The sequence below is a fragment of the Micromonospora sp. WMMD1102 genome (assembly GCF_029626265.1).
GTDB lineage: Bacteria > Actinomycetota > Actinomycetes > Mycobacteriales > Micromonosporaceae > Plantactinospora.
In genome coordinates this window covers 7,369,892-7,386,146 of sequence record NZ_JARUBN010000001.1, presented here as the reverse complement: position 1 = coordinate 7,386,146, position 16,255 = coordinate 7,369,892, and the positions used below count along the sequence as shown (strand labels likewise).

General features: G+C 74.1%; 12 protein-coding genes and 1 pseudogene. 7 read left to right on the top strand and 6 right to left on the bottom strand.

All coding sequences use genetic code 11. From position 1 onward, the window contains the following. Positions 1-149: 149 nt before the first annotated feature. Positions 150-2,767: pseudogene (locus O7626_RS33510) on the bottom strand (polynucleotide kinase-phosphatase). Beyond that, complete coding sequence (locus tag O7626_RS33505; protein ID WP_278064996.1) at positions 2,764-4,341, bottom strand: 3' terminal RNA ribose 2'-O-methyltransferase Hen1; 1,578 nt, start codon at positions 4,339-4,341, stop codon at positions 2,764-2,766. Before O7626_RS33505 ends, O7626_RS33510 begins: the two are co-directional and overlap by 4 nt. Positions 4,342-4,479: 138 nt before the next feature. Between O7626_RS33505 and O7626_RS33500 the strand changes: the two genes are divergently transcribed. The 3 genes from O7626_RS33500 (at position 4,480) to O7626_RS33490 (ending at position 7,832) form a co-directional block, all read left to right on the top strand. Further along, positions 4,480-4,962, top strand: a complete 483-nt coding sequence (locus O7626_RS33500; RefSeq protein ID WP_278066434.1) for a SigE family RNA polymerase sigma factor — start codon at positions 4,480-4,482, stop codon at positions 4,960-4,962. Beyond that, complete coding sequence (locus O7626_RS33495) at positions 4,963-6,054, top strand: LCP family protein (protein ID WP_278064995.1); 1,092 nt, start codon at positions 4,963-4,965, stop codon at positions 6,052-6,054. A gap of 200 nt (positions 6,055-6,254) precedes the next feature. After that, positions 6,255-7,832 (top strand): glycosyltransferase family 4 protein, encoded by a 1,578-nt coding sequence (locus tag O7626_RS33490; protein ID WP_278066433.1) that lies wholly within the window; start codon positions 6,255-6,257, stop codon positions 7,830-7,832. Here O7626_RS33490 and O7626_RS33485 read toward each other — a convergent pair. Next, complete coding sequence (locus tag O7626_RS33485) at positions 7,823-8,038, bottom strand: hypothetical protein (protein WP_278064994.1); 216 nt, start codon at positions 8,036-8,038, stop codon at positions 7,823-7,825. The genes O7626_RS33490 and O7626_RS33485 overlap by 10 nt on opposite strands. A gap of 137 nt (positions 8,039-8,175) precedes the next feature. Between O7626_RS33485 and O7626_RS33480 the strand changes: the two genes are divergently transcribed. Together O7626_RS33480 and fbaA are read left to right on the top strand one after the other, a co-directional pair. Then, positions 8,176-8,556, top strand: a complete 381-nt coding sequence (locus O7626_RS33480; protein ID WP_278064993.1) for a phage holin family protein — start codon at positions 8,176-8,178, stop codon at positions 8,554-8,556. Positions 8,557-8,781: 225 nt separating this feature from the next. Then, positions 8,782-9,810, top strand: a complete 1,029-nt coding sequence (fbaA, locus tag O7626_RS33475; protein WP_278064992.1) for a class II fructose-bisphosphate aldolase — start codon at positions 8,782-8,784, stop codon at positions 9,808-9,810. 130 nt (positions 9,811-9,940) lie between these two features. Here fbaA and O7626_RS33470 read toward each other — a convergent pair whose 3' ends face one another. Then, the gene (locus tag O7626_RS33470) at positions 9,941-11,290 is read right to left on the bottom strand and encodes a hypothetical protein (RefSeq protein WP_278064991.1); all 1,350 of its coding nucleotides are present in this window, start codon (positions 11,288-11,290) and stop codon (positions 9,941-9,943) included. A gap of 291 nt (positions 11,291-11,581) precedes the next feature. Between O7626_RS33470 and O7626_RS33465 the strand changes: the two genes are divergently transcribed. Beyond that, positions 11,582-12,010 (top strand): DUF3151 domain-containing protein, encoded by a 429-nt coding sequence (locus tag O7626_RS33465; protein WP_278064990.1) that lies wholly within the window; start codon positions 11,582-11,584, stop codon positions 12,008-12,010. Between the two features lie 111 nt (positions 12,011-12,121). Here O7626_RS33465 and O7626_RS33460 read toward each other — a convergent pair whose 3' ends face one another. Beyond that, positions 12,122-13,948, bottom strand: coding sequence for a chromosome partitioning protein (locus O7626_RS33460; RefSeq protein ID WP_278064989.1), 1,827 nt, complete (start codon positions 13,946-13,948; stop codon positions 12,122-12,124). Positions 13,949-14,021: 73 nt separating this feature from the next. Here O7626_RS33460 and O7626_RS33455 point away from each other — a divergent pair, with 73 nt between their 5' ends. Continuing rightward, the gene (locus tag O7626_RS33455; protein ID WP_278064988.1) at positions 14,022-14,888 is read left to right on the top strand and encodes a hypothetical protein; all 867 of its coding nucleotides are present in this window, start codon (positions 14,022-14,024) and stop codon (positions 14,886-14,888) included. A gap of 342 nt (positions 14,889-15,230) precedes the next feature. Here the strand turns inward: O7626_RS33455 and O7626_RS33450 are convergent, their stop codons facing one another. Continuing rightward, entirely contained in the window at positions 15,231-16,226 is a 996-nt protein-coding gene (locus O7626_RS33450; RefSeq protein WP_278064987.1) for a hypothetical protein, read from the bottom strand. Between the last annotated feature and the right edge of the window lie 29 nt (positions 16,227-16,255).

Genomic DNA, 16,255 nt, shown 5'->3' with positions numbered 1-16,255 from the left:
CGGCCGGCCAGCCGGGCGACGGCCGCCAACCAGCCGTGGCCGTCGCCGACCAGCCGCGAATGCCGCCGGCCAGCCGTGGCCGTCGCCAACCAGCAGCGACATCGCCCGGTCAGCGGCAACCGTCGCCGGCCGGCGTCGGTCACGCGTACCTAGAGGCGGGGATCGACCGGTTCGGACTCGCAGGCGAGGATCGCGAAAACCAGTTCGTGCCGCCGCCACAGCGGGGCGCCCTCGGCGAGCCGGTCCAGCGCCGCCAGGCCGAGCCCGTGCTCGCGCAGGGCCAGCCCCCGCTTACGCCCCAACGACCGGTGCCGGAGAACGGCCAACTGGTCCGGTTCGGCGTACTCCGGGCCGTAGATGATCCGCAGGTAGTCGCGGCCACGACATTTCAGCCCCGGCTGGAGCAGCCGGCCGTCGGCGTCCCGGGCGCCGAAGCCGGCGTACGGCTTCACCACCATCCCCTCGCCGCCGGCCCCGGTCAGCTCCAGCCACCGGTCCGGGTGAACAGCTCCGGATCGGCGTCGTGCAGCCGGTCGGCCAGGCCGAGGTGCCAGCCGTGGTCCCGGCCGGCGTGCGAGGCGCCGGCGCTGGCGAGCACGGCGAACGGTGCCAGGGTCACCCCGGCGAGGCCGTCGATCGGCCGCACGTAGCCCGAGTACGCCTCGGTGTACCGGTCCAGGTCGGTGGCGCGCCGGGCCATCCGGGCCCGGAGGTCGGCGACCGGCAGGTCCCGCCCGGCCGCCCGGTCCAGCATGTCGAGTACGGCCGGCAGCGCGGCCCGGCCCGCCGCGCCGACCGGAGCGTACTGCTCCCGGATCAGCGTCCCGGCCTTCGCCGACCAGGGCAGCAGTTCACAGTCGAGCAGCAGCCAGTCGGTGTCGAGTTCGGCCCAGAGCCCGGCACTGCCGAGGGCGGCGCGTACCCGGGCCAGCAGCGCCCGGTCCAGCGCACCGCCGAAGAACGGCCGCCCGGTACGGGTGTAGACCACCCCGTCGCCCGGACCGAACGGCCCGGCGCCGGCCAGCGTCGCCGTCGGCCCGGTCGGTCCGGCCGCCGTCGTCGGCGCGGCCTCGTCCCGGCAGACGAGGACCACCGCCCGGGAGCCCATGTGCTTCTCCTCGCAGACCACCCGGTCGACGCCGGCCCGCCGGTAGTCCTCGAACGCCTGAGCGGGATGCTCCAGAAAGCCCTCGACCGTCGAGGTGGAGCAGGGCGCCATGGTCGGCGGCAGCCAGGGCAGCCAGCGCGGGTCGACGGCGAACCGGCTCATCACCTCCAGCGCGGCGGCGGCGTTCTCCGCCGGTACGGTCACCGTGCCGTAGCCGTAGTCGACGTGCCGGCGCCCGGTGACGTCCCGCAGGTCCAGCCCGAGGTCGTCCCGCCCGGCGCTGTCGAGCCATCCCACCCGTCCCGCCCCGAGCCGTGCCGCGCCCGGCGACCCGGTCGGTGCGGTGTCCGGCGTCCCGGCGGCGACACCGTCCGGTACGGCGCCCAGCGGCCGGACCGGCGGGTAGTACTCCTTCGCCGCCGGCACGGAGACGAGTTCCCGGCTCGGGTAGCGCAGCGCGGTCAGACGGCCGCCGAAGACGCAGCCGGTGTCGATGCAGATGGTGTTGTTGACCCACTCCGGTGCCGGGGTCGGGGTGTGGCCGTAGACGACCGTCGCCGAACCCCGGTAGTCCCGGGCCCACGGGTAGCGCACCGGCAGGCCGTACTCGTCGGTCTCGCCGGTCGTCTCCCCGAAGAGCGCGAACGCGCGGACCCGGCCGGACGCCCGGCCCTGGTATTCGGCCTTGAGGCCGGCGTGCGCGACCACCAGCCGGCCGCCGTCCAGCACGTAGTGGCTGACCAGTCCGTCGACGAAGGTCGACACCTCGGCGACGAAGCCGGGGTCCTCGGCGTCGAGCTGGGCCAGCGTCTCGGCCAGGCCGTGCGACACCGTGACGTTGCGGCCGCGCAGCTTACGCAGCAGCTTCTGCTCGTGGTTCCCGGGCACGCAGAGCGCGGTGCCGGCGCCGACCATCCCCATCACCAGCCGGAGTACGCCGGGCGAGTCCGGCCCCCGGTCCACCAGGTCGCCGACGAAGATCGCGGTACGGCCCTCCGGATGGGTCGCGTTCACCGGCCGCCCGGCGGCGTCGGGGTGCAGGGTCCAGCCGAGCCGGAGCAGCAACGCCTCCAGTTCGGCCCGGCAGCCGTGCACGTCACCGACGATGTCGAACGGTCCGGTCAGTTTCTTCCGGTCGTTGAACAGCTTCTGGTAACGGATCTCGGCGGTCTCGACCTCCTCGACGCCGCGCAGCACGTGCACCTTGCGGAAGCCCTCCCGCTCCAGCCGCCCGAGGCTGCGTCGCAGGTCCCGCTGCATCCGCCCGAGCACCTGCCGGCCGAACGTCCGGTCCGGCCGCTGACGGGTCCGCTCCCAGCAGAGCGGCTCGGGCACGTCAAGCACGATCGCCACCGGAAGTACGTCGTGCTCCCTGGCCACGGTGACCAGCCCGGCCCGGGCGTGCTGCTGGAGGTTGGTGGCGTCGACGACGGTCAGCCGGCCGGCGCGCAGCCGCTTCCCGGCGACGTGGTGCAGGACCTCGAAGGCGTCGGCCGAGGCGGACTGGTCGTTCTCGTCGTCGGCCACCATGGCCCGGAAGGTGTCCGAGGAGAGCACCTGGGTCGGCGCGAAGTGCCGGCGGGCGAAGGTCGACTTGCCCGAGCCGGAGATGCCGACCAGGGCCACCAGTGCCAGCTCGGGAATGTCCAGTGTGGTCATCGGTCGCCTCCTCCTCCGGATGCGGTGGTGGTTTCGGGCGGGGTGTGGGCTTCGGGTGTGGTGCCGTGGTCGGGCGGGGTGTGGGCTTCGGGCGTGCCGCGGGGTGGCTGGGGCGTGCTGCGGGTGAAGAGCGCGAGCTGCGTCGGGGAGCCGACCTCGGGGTCGTCGGCGCCGACTCCGCTGACCGTGACGGCGTAGCCGTAGCCGGCCGCGACCGTGCCGGCCCATCGCGCGAACTCGGCCCGGGTCCACTCGAACCGGTGGTCGGTGTGCCGGAAACCACCCGCGGCCAGCCCCGGATACCGCACGTTGTACTCGACGTTCGGGGTCGTCACCACCACCGTCTCCGGCCGGGCGTGCCCGAAGACCGCGGCCTCCAACGCCGGCAGGCGCGGCGGGTCGAGGTGTTCGACCACCTCCATCAGCACTGCGGCGTCGTACCCGCGCAGCCGGTCGTCCCGGTAGGTCAGCGCGGACTGCCACAGCTTGATCCGCTCGCGCTGCCGGGCCGGCAGCCGGTCCAGCCGGAGCCGCCGTTCCGCGAGCGCCAGGCTCCGGGACGAGACGTCGGTGCCGACGATCTCGGTGTACCGGCGGTTGCGCACCAGCTCGGCCAGCAGCGCCCCGCCGCCGCAGCCGAGGTCGAGCACCCGGCTGGCACCGGCGGCGTCCAGCGCGGCGAGTACGGCGGCCCGGCGCAGCGCCGCGAGCGGCTGCCGGTCGACCGTGCCCGGCAGTCCGGCATCCTCGTCCAGCACCCGGTCCGGACCCTCCACGACGGAATCCAGGTCGGCCGGCTCGTCGACCAGCCGCTGCTCGGCCAGGCGGGCCAGGGCGGCACCGGCCAGGGCCCGCCGGTGTGCCAGGTAGCGGCGGGTGATCAGGCCCCGTTCCGGGTGGTCGGCCAACCAGCCCGCACCGGCCCGGAGCAGCTTGTCGATCTCGTCCGGCGCCACCCAGTAGTGCTTGGCGTCGTCGAGTACCGGCAGCAGTACGTAGAGGTGGTTGAGGGCGTCGGCCAGTCGTACCGTGCCGGTCAGGGTGAGGTCGACGTAGCGGCTGTCGCCCCAGTCGGGACGGCCGGGGTCCAGCGGGATCGGCGCGGCGGCCACCGTCCAGCCCAGCGGGGCGAAGAGCTTCCCGGCCAGTTCGGCCCCGCCCCGGCAGCGCAGGGCGGGCACCCGCAGCTCCAGCGGGATCGGGGTGGCGGCCAGCTCCGGCCGGTCCTTCGAGTTCCCGCGCAGTGCGGACCGGAACACTGTGGACAGGGCGGAGGAGAGCAGGCTGGAGGCGGCGTACCCGCGGTCGTTGACGTACTGGCCGAGGGTGAAGCCGTCCGGCGTCGGGTTGCCGCCCCGGCCGGACCTTCCCCGCCGGGACCGTGCGCCGGCCAGGGCCAGCGGGTCGACGTCGAGCAGCAGGGCCGCGGTGCAGCGTTCGGTGCCGGCCTCCGGGAACACCACGTACGCCGTACCGGTGGGCATCCCGAAGGTGTGCACCCGGTCGGGATGCTTCACCAGCAGGTAGCCCAGGTCGGTGGCGGGGCGGTGGGTGGTGGTAACGGTGATCAACACGTCGACAATGCTGACAGTTGCCCCGCCCCGCCGTCGCCTCGATTTAGCCGTCGCCTCGATTTGGCCGGTCGTCTCGATCCAGCCGCAATCTTCCCGTCCCGCGCTCCCGTCTATAGGGAGGAGAGGCCGGAGGTGCCCGTGACGTACGAGGAGTTCGCCGACTCCAGACTCACCGCGCTGCTGCGCTACGCGGTGATGCTGACCGGCGATCCCCATCTCGCCCAGGATCTCGTGCAGGAGACGATGGTGCGGGTCCAGCTCAACTGGCGGCGGGTGAACCGGGCCGACGCGCCGGAACGGTACGTACGCCGGATGCTGACGAACCAGTACCTCGACTGGCAGCGCGGCTCCTGGGTACGCCGGGTGCTGCTGCGCGCCGAGCCCGACGAGACGACGACGGCGGCACGGGCCGACCACGCCGAGATTACGGTGGAGCGGGACCAGGTGTGGAGCTGGCTGTCCCGGCTGCCCCGCCGACAGCGCGCCGCGCTCGTGCTCCGCTACTACGAGGACCTGCCGGACGCCGAGATCGCCGAGGTGCTCGGCTGCGCGGTCGGAACCGTCCGCTCGGCCATCTCGCGTGCTCTCGCCACCCTTCGTGCCGAATTCGTGGAGGTCTGAATGAGCGACGACATCCGGGCCGCCGAGGACGAACTGCGGGCGGCGTTCACCCGGTACGAGGCACTGATTCCGGATGCCGGGCCGTTGCGCGCGGCGATCGACGCCCGGGTGGTACGCCGTCGCCGTCGGCGCCGGGCCGCCCGGCTCGGTGGGGTCGCCCTCGCCATGCTCGGCGTGCTGGCGGTGCCGACGCTCGGGCGTACCGTCGGGGAGCCGCCGGTGGCGCAGGTCGCCGCGACACCGGTGGCGTCCGACCCGACCGGCCCGGCCGAGCCGCTGGACTTCCTCGTCCTCGGCGTCGACGGCGGGGACGGCCGGCGCAACGGCCACCGCGCGGACACGGTGCTGATGGTGCACGTACCGGCGGACCGGAGCCGGCTGTACCTGGTCTCGCTACCCCGGGACCTCGGGGTCGAGGTGCCCGGGCACGGTTTCGGGAAGCTGAGCGGCGCCTTCTACCTCGGCAGCCACCGACCTGGCGGCCGTCCCGACCTGGCGGCCGGGGCCGCGCTGACCGGGCGGACCGTGACCGCACTCACCGGGGTACGGTTCGACGCGACCGCCACCCTGACCTACGCCGGGCTGCGCCAGCTCACCGACGCGGTCGGCGGGGTACGGGTCTGCCTGCCGAGGCAGGTGGACTCGGCGCACACCGAGCGGGTCTTCCCGGCCGGCTGCCAGCGGCTCGACGGTGCCGCCGCACAGGACCTGCTCCGCCAGCGGTACCGGCTGGAGCAGGGGGCGCACGACCGGGACCGCAACGGTCAGCGGTTCGCCGAGGCGCTGCTGCACCAGGTCACCGACCCGGCCAACGGACTCGACCCGATCCGGGTCGCCCAGATCGTGCACGCGCTCGGCCGGCAGCTGACCCTGGACCTGGCTGGGATGAGCGCCCCGGACCTGTTCGGCACGCTGCGTACGGTGGCCGCGGCGGACGCCGTGGGTATCGGCTGGACGTACCACCCGGACCGGGGGCCGGTGCGTGCGGTGGAGAGCCTGGACCCGGCCGAGAGCCGCGCCCTGTTCGAGGCGTTCCGCCGGGACACCCTGGCCGACTGGATCACGGAACATCCGGACCGGGTCACCCGCTGAACCCGGCCGGGCCGGTTTCCGTCGTCCGGTGTTCACCTTCGCGTCATGCCGTTATCGCCCTGGTCAGCGGGATCGGGCCGTACACTCGCCGGCCGGGACTCGTCGCGCGGTGCGTGGGGGACCGCGGTGCCTGGGGACGGAGACGAACGATGACGACCGACGACGCCGGGACGGGTCGCGCCGGGCCGGGCCGGATCGTCATGCTTGTCGACAACGGTGTCGACGGCGACTCCCGGGTGCAGAAGCAGGCCCGGTCGGCGGCGGACGCCGGCTGGGAGGTGATCCTGCTCGGCCGCTCGCCGAGCGGGGAGCCGCGGAGCTGGCGGCTCGGCGGGGCCCGGGTCCGGCTGCTGCCGATGCCGGAGCCGCTGTTCCGGCGGCGCCACCAGTACCGGCGGGCCTGGCTGCGCTGGCCGCTCGGCTATCCGCCGAACGGGATCGCCGAATACCGGGCCCAGCAGGTCGCGGCCTGGCGGGCGGACCTGCGGTTCCGGGAGGCCCAGCTCGTCCTGGCCGCCCGGGACGGCCGGCGTGACCGGGCGGCGGAACTCCTGCTCCGGCTCCGGCTGGTGCTGGCCGCCGTGGCCGACCGCTGGGTCTGGGTCCGGACGAAGATGCACAACCGGGGCCGCTACGGCCGCCGCTACCGCAACCCGTGGGACCGCGCGTACACGCTCTTCTGGCAGTTGACCATGGGCGACGGGGCGTGGCGGCGGCTGGAACCGGGGCTGTGGGACTACGAGCTGGCGTACGGTCCGGTGCTGGACGAGCTGACGCCGGACCTGATCCACGCCAACGACTTCCGGATGCTCGGGGTGGGTGCCCGAGCGAAGATCAGGGCAGCCGCCGCCGGCCGGTCGGTCAAGCTCGTCTGGGACGCCCACGAGTTCCTGCCGGGCATCCGGCCGTGGCAGCGGCACGTCCGCTGGCTACCTGCGATGCGGGCGCACGAGCGCGAGTACGCGCCGTACGCCGACGCGGTGGTCACCGTCTCCGAGGCGCTCGCCGACCTGCTCCGCGCCGAGCACCAGCTGGCCGAGCAGCCGGCGGTGGTGCTGAACGCCCCCGCTGCCGAGCACGCCCCGGCTGCCGGGCGTGGTCGCGTCGTCGAGCGCGGCCCGACCGGGGTGCGGGACCCGGTGCCGGACCTGCGGCAGCGCTGCGGGATCGGGCGCGACGTGCCGTTGGTCGTCTACAGCGGCAGCGCCGCCGAACAGCGCGGTTTGCGGACCATGGTCGACGCGCTGCCCGAACTGCCCGGGGTGCACACCGCACTTGTGGTGAACCCCGACCTCCCGTACGTGCGAAAGCTCGTCGCGCACGCCGGCCGGATCGGGGTGGCCGACCGGCTGCACGTGCTGCCGTACGTCGCGCACTGGCAGGTGGTGCCGTTCCTGTCCGGCGCGGACGTCGGGGCGATCCCGATCCACCACTGGCCCAACCACGAGATCGCGCTGATCACCAAGTTCTTCGAGTACGCGCACGCCCGGCTGCCGCTGGTGGTCAGTGACGTCAGGACGATGGCCGGTACCGTCCGGGAGACCGGGCTGGGCGAGGTCTTCCGAGCCCGGGACGTGGCCGACTACGCCCGCGCGGTCCGGGCGGTCCTCGCGGACCCGGTACGCTACCGGGCCGGGTACGACCGGCCGGGGCTGCTGGCGGGCTGGACCTGGGCGGCCCAGGCGGAGACCCTCACCGGGCTCTACCACCGGCTGCTCACCGCCGGGGCGGTGCCGGCGGGTACGCCGGAGCCACCGGTGCCGGCCGCTCAGCGGTAGTCGTCGTCCTCGGTACCGACGATCCGGGCCTGCTCCATCGCGTCCCACTCGTCGACCTCCAGGCCGCGTTGGACGGTCGACTGCTCGTCGGCGTTCGGGTTGGCGACCGTGGCCTGCTCGACGGCGTCCTCGGCCGGCGCCTCCGGGTCGCGTTCCTCGGGGCTGAGGTGGTCGCCGGGAGCGAAGTCCTCGTCGGGCTGGCCCATGTCCTACTCCTGCCGGTCGCTGCCTCTGTTTCCCACCGTACGGGTCGATTCGGTGGCGCGTACCCGGAGCACCCTGCCCGGTGCCGGACCGGGCTAAACCGCCCGCCCGGCCCCGGGGCGCGTGCCACGATGAGACGGTGGGCTTCCTGGTCAGGCTGGTGATCGGCGCGCTGGCGCTGTGGATCACCAGCCTCGTGGTGCCCGGCATCGAGTTGACCGGGCGCTCCGCACTGGACAACGCACTGACCGTACTCGTGGTGGCGCTCATCTTCGGCGTGGTCAACGCGGTGCTGAAGCCGGTGATCCGGGTCGTCGGCTGCGTCTTCTACGTGCTCACGCTGGGGCTTTTCGCGCTTGTGGTCAACGCGCTGCTCTTCCTGCTCACCGACTGGATCGCGCAGGTGTTCGACCTGCCGTTCTCCATCGACGGCTTCTGGCCGGCCTTCTTCGGCGCGATCGTGATGGCGGTGGTGACCTGGTTGCTCGGTGTCGTCTGGCCGGGCCGGTCCGAACGCTGAGCCGGGGCCGGGTGGTTGAAGTGGCGGGATCGGGCTACGGGATACTTCGGGGCGGAGGACAGCGCGGTCCGGGCGCATTCATCGACTCTTTTCCCACCTGAACCGCGCAATGCCCGCGCATCGACCCTCAGCGGCGGACCACGGGCCCGCGAGGGGAGGTGGGAAGAGATTCTCATCCAGACAGCGGCCGAGCAGGCCGAGAGTGGTTAGTAAGGAGCGTTTCACATGCCCATCGCTTCCCCCGAGGTCTACGCCGAGATGCTGGACCGGGCCAAGGCGGGCCGGTATGCGTACCCGGCGATCAACGTGACGTCCTCGCAGACTCTGAACGCGGCGCTGCGCGGCTTCGCCGACGCGGAGAGCGACGGCATCATCCAGGTCTCCACCGGTGGCGCGGAGTACCTCTCCGGCCCGACGGTCAAGGACATGGTGACCGGTGCGGTGGCCTTCGCCGCGTACGCCCGCGAGGTGGCCAGGAACTACCCGGTCAACATCGCGCTGCACACCGACCACTGCCCCAAGGACAAGCTCGACAAGTTCGTCCGCCCGCTGATGGCGATCTCCAAGGAGCGGGTGGCGCGCGGCGAGGAGCCGCTGTTCCAGTCGCACATGTGGGACGGTTCCGCCGTGCCGGTGGCGGAGAACCTGGAGATCGCGTCGCAGCTGCTCGACGAGGCGGCGGCCGGGCACATCGTGCTGGAAATCGAGGTCGGCGTGGTCGGCGGCGAGGAGGACGGCGTCGAGAACGCGATCAACGAGAAGCTCTACACCACGGTCGAGGACGGCATCGCCATGGTCGACGCGCTCGGCCTGGGCGAGAAGGGCCGCTACATGGCGGCGCTGACCTTCGGCAACGTGCACGGCGTCTACAAGCCCGGCAACGTCAAGCTCCGGCCGGAGATCCTGAACGAGATCCAGCAGGCGGTCGGCGCCAAGTACAACAAGGGTGACAAGCCGCTCAGCCTGGTCTTCCACGGCGGCTCCGGCTCGCTGCTGGAGGAGATCCGCGAGGCGCTGGACTACGGCGTGGTGAAGATGAACATCGACACCGACACGCAGTACACCTTCACCCGGCCGGTCGCGGACCACATGTTCCGCAACTACGACGGGGTGCTGAAGGTCGACGGCGAGGTCGGCAACAAGAAGATGTACGACCCGCGGGTCTGGGGCAAGGCGGCCGAGGCGGGCATGGCGCAGCGGGTCGTCGAGGCGTGCGAGCACCTGCGCTCGACCGGTACGACGCTGGCCAAGTAACCCCGGCACTCCGCAGTCCGTACTCCGTACTCCGTACTCCGCACTCCGGCGGCGGGTGCGCGGCCGGTACGGCTGGTCCGCCAGCCGTACCGGCCGCACCCCGTCCCGGTACGCGCCCGGGGTGGGCCGGTCAGCCGGTGGGCGGCTCGGGTGGTCCGGCGGTGAGCAGCTGGACTGCCTCGTGCACGTCGTCGGTGACGTGCACCGAGCGGTCCAGGTCACCACCGGCCAGCGCCAGCAGCGGGCGCAGCAGCGCCTCGATCGGCAGCGTCTGGGTCCAGAACGCGCTGTCCAGGAAGACGTACGGCCCGCTGTCGCCGTCGGTCCCGTAGAACGTCTTGGTAGCCGCCTGGAACACCTCCTGCACGGTGCCGGCCCGACCGGCGGCGAAGACGATCCCGCCCCGGGCCAGCCGGAGGATGGTGTCCTCCCGGATCGCGTTGGAGAAGTACTTGGCGATCCGGCCGGCGAAGAGGTTCGCCGGCTCGTGCCCGTACAGCCAGGTGGGGATGGCCAGCCCGCCACGCCGGGCCCACCCGTGCGGATCGGCGTCCCGGTGTCCGTTGGCACTGCCGCTGCCGGCCCCGCCACTGCCGGCGCCGTTGGTGCCCGTGCCGTTGCCGCTGCCGTTGCCGTTGGCGTTGGCGTTGGCGGTGCCGGGGTCGTCGGGGGTGCCGGTGCGGGGCCGCGGTATCGCCGGCGCGAACCGGGCCCGCACCTGGAGCGCCACCGCCGTGTACGGGTCGTGGTCGGTGAAGTCCGGCGCGGTGGCCAGCAGGTCGATCGCGGCACCGAGGTCGGGCGCCGACCGCTCCGACAGGTAGGCGCCGAGGTTCGCCGCCTCCATCACCCCCGGCCCGCCGCCGGTAACCACCAGCCGGCCGGCCCGGGCGAGTTCCCAGCCCAGTGTCGCGGCCAGCCGGTACGCCGAGGAGCCGCGCGGCACCGCGTGGCCACCCATCACCCCGACCACCGAGGCCGGACCGTGCCGGGCCAGCCAGGAGCGGGTGGCGTCGGCGAGCGCGTTGTCGACGGCGTGGTCGTGCAGCCGTTGGGTCAGCGCCTCCCGCAGCTCCGGCAGGGCACCGCCGTGCTGGCGGAAGTGCTCGTAGACGACGGTGTCGTACATCCCGGCGAAGCCGTGCCGGTCGAACCCGGCAGCCAGCTCGTCGGCGGTGTAGAGCCGGGACGGGTGCGTCGGGTACGGCAGCGCCGCGAAGTCGGGTATCACCGTCGCGCCGCGCCGGACCAGCTCCGCCTCCACCTCTCGGGAGGCGAACCGGCACCCGGCGAAGAGGGTGCCGGTCAGGTCGACCCCGCTCAGTTCCGGCGCCGGGTCGAGATCCAGCCGGAGTCCCTGCACGGTCAGCCCGGCGAGGCTGCCGGTACGGAGGTGAAGATCCAGTTCCGCGCGTGACTCGATCTCGTCGTGGGTGTCGTCATGTGGTTCGAGCACGTCGGCGGGGGGTGGGGTGGGCACCCTGCCATCTTGCCCCGGCCGGGCAACCCGCCAACCCCGTCCCCGGCCGGCGGCGGCGTCCCGCGCGGCGTCCGCCGGCCGGCGTGGGGTGGCGGGAAACGGCGGGAGCCCGGCGACACGAGGCCGCCGGGCTCCCTGTTACCGGGTCCTGGGGAGGCTCCGGATCTCTATTTGTAGTCCAGGGCCGTCCGGACCGCACCGGCCGCACGCGTGACAGATCATCAGCCGTTCAGCCAGCCGACGTGACACCCCGGCTCGCCGGAGCCGGTGCCGAGCAGGTTGAATGGGCGGATGCAGAACCTCTTGCCCGAGCCGCCGGCCACCCTCCTGCCCGGAGACGACGCGGCCGAGGCTGCACTCGCCGCCGCGCGGGCGACGGACACCGACGAGGCGTATGCCTCGGTCGCCGCACAGCACCCGACGTTCAGCGCGGCCTGGGGGATCCTGGGCGCGCGGGCGCTCGGCTCCGGCCAGGTCGTCGCCGCCTACGCGTACGCGCGCACCGGCTACCACCGGGGGCTGGACCAGCTCCGCCGCAGCGGCTGGAAGGGACACGGCCCGGTGCCGTGGAGCCACGAGCCGAACCGGGGGTTCCTCCGCTGCCTGTACGTGCTGTCCCGGGCGGCGGGTGAGATCGGCGAGTCCGACGAGGCGGCCCGCTGCGCCCAGTTCCTCCGCGACTGCGACCCCGCTGCCGGCGACGCCCTCTCCAGCAGCTGACCCCGCCCTCCTCAGCACAGCTCACGTCAGCACGTAACGGCGCACGTCAGCACGTAACGTCCGGCCTGCGCTGGCCGGCCGGACGCTACGTGATCATGTTGGGCGGGTGGGTCAGAGACCTTCGGCGACCGAGGCGGCGATCTTCAGCCAGGCGTCCCGGGTCGCGGACGAGAGCTGGGCGTACCGGATCGGTTCGCCGGTGTCGATCAACCGCTCGTACGGGGCCAGCAGCACCGCCCTGGTCCGGGCGGCGAAGTGCCGCTGGATCGCCGGCAGGTCGATCTCCTTGCGCGACGGCGGCATGGAGACCACCGTCACCGCCTGCCGGACGAGCCGCTGCCGACCGCTCTGCTCCAGGTGGTCGAGCATCCGGGCGGCCGTCTCGGCGGAGTCGTTCCTGGCCGACATGGTCACCACGAGCTGGTCGGTGGCGTCGATCGCCGCCTGCCAGTTCTGGGCCCGGACGTTGTTGCCGGTGTCGACGAAGATCAGCTTGTAGAACCGGCTGACCACCTCGCGGATCTCGGCGAAGGCGGCGGCGGTGAGCATCTCGCCGCCGGTCGCGGACTCGTCGGAGGCGAGTACGTCGAACATGCCCTCGCTCTGCGAACGGACGTACTGCGACAGGTCGCCGACCCGGCCGTGCGCCCCCTTGAACTGGTAGAGGTCGCGGAGCATGTCCCGCACCGTGCGGGAGTGGAAGTCCTGCTGCGCCCGCATCCCCAGGGTGCCCTGGGTCTCGTTGTTGTCCCAGGCCAGCACGTATCCGCCGCGCTTCTGCCCGAAGGTCATCGCCAGCAGCAGGATCGCCACCGTCTTGCCGGCCCCGCCCTTCGGGTTGACCACCGTCACCTGGCGCAGTCCGCCGAAGTTCCGGCGGATCATCTCGATGTCCTGCTTGATCTCCTGCTCGTGCCGGCCCGGAGCGAGCTTCACCAACCCCAGCGTGGTCTTGTTGACCGCCGCGCGTACCCCCATCTGGGCGACCGGGTCGGCGGGGCGTACCGCCCGGCGACGGGCGAAGTCCTCGGCGGTGGGCGTACCGGAGTCCGGTGTCCAGAGCGGGTCGGGATAGGCGTCCGGCTGCGCCGGAACCCGTTGCACCCCGGCTGACTCGGCGTACGGCTGCTGCGGCACCTCGGTCACGCCCCGGTGCGGAGGGTGCGAGGAAACCGGCGGCACCGGGGGAGCCGGCGGTGGAGCCCAGCCGGACTGCGGAGCGGATGCCGGTGGCGGCGGGGGCGGATAGCTGGGATAGCCGGGTTGACTCGGGTAGCCGGGCGGGCCGGGCTGGTCCGCCGGCTGCGGCGGGTACGCCGGATAGCCCGCCGTCGGTGCTGGCGGCGGTCCGGGCTGGTGCGCCCCGGGCGGGTACGCCGAGACCGGCCGCGCCGTGGCCGAGTACGGCCCGGGACTGATCGTTGGCGGGTACGGGCCGACCGGTGGGGCCGAGGCGCTCGCCGGATCGGCCCCGGGAGTCGTCGAACCGGGCCCGGGACCGGGAGTCGCCGGCCCGGGACCGGAGACGGGGTGCGGCGGGATGGGCGGCTGGATCGGCTGCGGAGCCGTCGGCGGTGGCGGGAGCGGTGTCGCCGAGACGGGTACCGGGGCGCCGTGCTGCGGCGCGACCGGCCGCTGCGGCGGCTGTGCCCACGGCGACTCGGCGGGGGGCCGGGCCGGGCCGCCGTCCGGCTGGCTGCGGCTGGTGGCCGGCAGCGTCGCCCGGCCCCGGGCCGGTTCGGCGGCGCGGGGCGTCTCCCGCTGCCCGACCGCGCCGGCCTCGGGCTGGACCGCCTCCGCCCCGGCGGTGCGGTCCGCCTCCGCGGTGCCGCCAGCGTCGCCCCTCGAGGTCGCGGTCCTGCCCTGTTCGACGCCGGTCGACGGCTCGGACGCCCCGGCGGCAGGCCCGGCGTCGCCACCCGGTCCCCCGTCGGTCAACGTCGCCGCGCCCGTTGCGGTCGCCCTGCCTGTCGAGGGTCCTCCGCCGCTCGAGGGTCCTCCGCCGGTCGACATGCCTCCGCCGGTGGAGGCGGTGCTTCCGGTCGAGACACTTCCGCCGGTGGAGGCGGTGCTTCCGGTCGAGAATCCTCCGCCGGTGGACGCCGCTGCGCCGGTGGAGGCCGGCCCGCCGGTGGACGCGCCCGTACCGGTCGACGTTCCTCCGGCGCTGGACGCGGCTCCGCTCGTCGGGGTCGCGCTGCCGCTTGAGGCGGACGCGTTCGCCGACGCCGACGGGGATGCCGACGCCGACGGGGAACCGGTCGCCCGGGAGCCGGTCGTCGGGACGGCCGGCGTCGCTCCGGTGGCCGGGCCGACCGCGGCTTTGCCCGCGTGGGGGCTCACCGCCGCCTTGCCGGCGGCCGGCCCGACGGACGCCTTGCCCGCGGTCGGGCTCACCGGGCCGACCGTCGCCTTGCCGGCGCCGGGGCCGACGCTCGCCTTGCCGGCGGCCCGGGGCTCGGCCGTACCGGTGCCGCCGGTCTGCTCCGCGCCGGTCGCCGGCCGGTCCGGGGAGTCCGGGCGGGCCCGGCCGGTCGCGTCGACACCACCGGTCTCGGGCCGGCCGGTGGTGTCGGGCCGGCGGATGTCACCGGTGTTCACCGAGGCCCGGCCCTGGTTGCCCGGGCTGACCGTCGGCCAGACCCGGGTCGGCGAAAGCATCGGCGTCTCGGCCGCCCCGGAGTGCGGCGCCGGACCGGGCGGCGGCACGGGCGGGGCCGGCGGGTGCACGGGGATGGCGGTCACCGGCGGGACCGGCGGCTGCGGAGCGGACGGTCCGGGTGGCCCGGGTGGGGTCGGCACGGGCCCGAACGCGGGCGGGACCGGCGGGACCCCGGGTGGTGGACCGGGCGGAACGGCCGGCGGAGTGGCCTGGTAGGGCTGGTGTGCGACGGCCGGCGGGGTGGACTGGTAGGGCTGGTGCGCGACGGGCTGCGGCACTCCCGAGATCGGGCCCGGCGGGGTCGCGTCCGGCGGCGGTGGTGGGGTCGGTGCCCAACTGATCGGATTGGACTCGTCGCGCGGCTCGGCGACGATCTCGTCCGGTGGCCACAGCGGCTCCGCCTCCTGCGGCGCTGCCGGCACCTGGCCGGGTATGTACCCCCGGTCTCCATGACTGTTCACCACGGTCTACCTACCTCCCCCCACACACCCGAGGATATGCCCGCCGGTCGGCGTCGGGCCGGGCACGGAGGTCCCCACCACAGCCTTCCACAAGAGATCAGTGGTCGTACACCGCCCACGCCCCCGGCTCGATCCACCACGACCGCTTCCGGTTGAGCGTCCCCGTTACCCCGTCGTCCAGGAACGGAACCTCCGGATCCCGGGGAGTGACCGCGACGGCCCGGCCCCGGGCCCGGCGTACCTCGAGGCGTACGGCGCGGCGGCCCCACCGGGACCGGGTGGTCACCGGTACGGCCACCGCGACCTCGACGTCGCCGTCGGCCGGGTCGGCCGTGGACAGCAGGCGTACCCCGCCCAGCTCGGCATAGCCGCCCGCGTTGCCGATCGCGCAGGCGAACAGCGGGTCGTCGCCGGCCGAGAGCACGATGTCGTCCACCTCCACCCGACCGTGCCAGGCCAGTGGGGTACCGGCGTCGTCGGCGGCACCGAGCAGCGCACCGTCCAGGGTGACCGAGCCGCCGTCGTTGCGCAGCAGGTCGAGCCGGCGTACCCGACCGGCGAGTACGGCCGCGGCGACCGCCGCCGGTTCGCGGGGCAGGCCGAGTTGCCCGGCGAGGTCCCGGGGTGGGCCGGTGGTGGTCGACCGGCTCGGCTCCAGCGGCAGTACCCCGATCGCCGGCAGGTCGGGCACGGTCCGGGCGGTGGCGAGGTCGGCCGGTCGGCGGCTCGGCGGCGGGGCGTACCGGCGGACCAGCCGGCGCATGACGGCGCGTAACTGTGCGTCGCTCGCTGTAGCGACGACGAGCCGGGTCTTGCCGTCCGGATCGGGCCAGTCCAGCCCGTCCGGCCGGGGCGGACCGTCCAGCCGGGCCAGCACCGCGTCGATCTCCCGGTCCGACCGGGCGGTCACCGACTCCACCCGGGCACCGGCCGCGGCGAGCGCGTCCGCGCAGGCCAGCACGGGTACCCGCGGAGTCTCCGCGCAGCTCGCCCGGTCGGTCGTCGCCTCGGACGAGCAGCAGGCACCGCCCGCGCCACAGCCCGCCGGGTCGGCCTCACCCGGGGCGAGGGTGAGCAGTACCACGTCGTACACCGGGAGTCGCCTCCTGCCGCCAGCCCGGC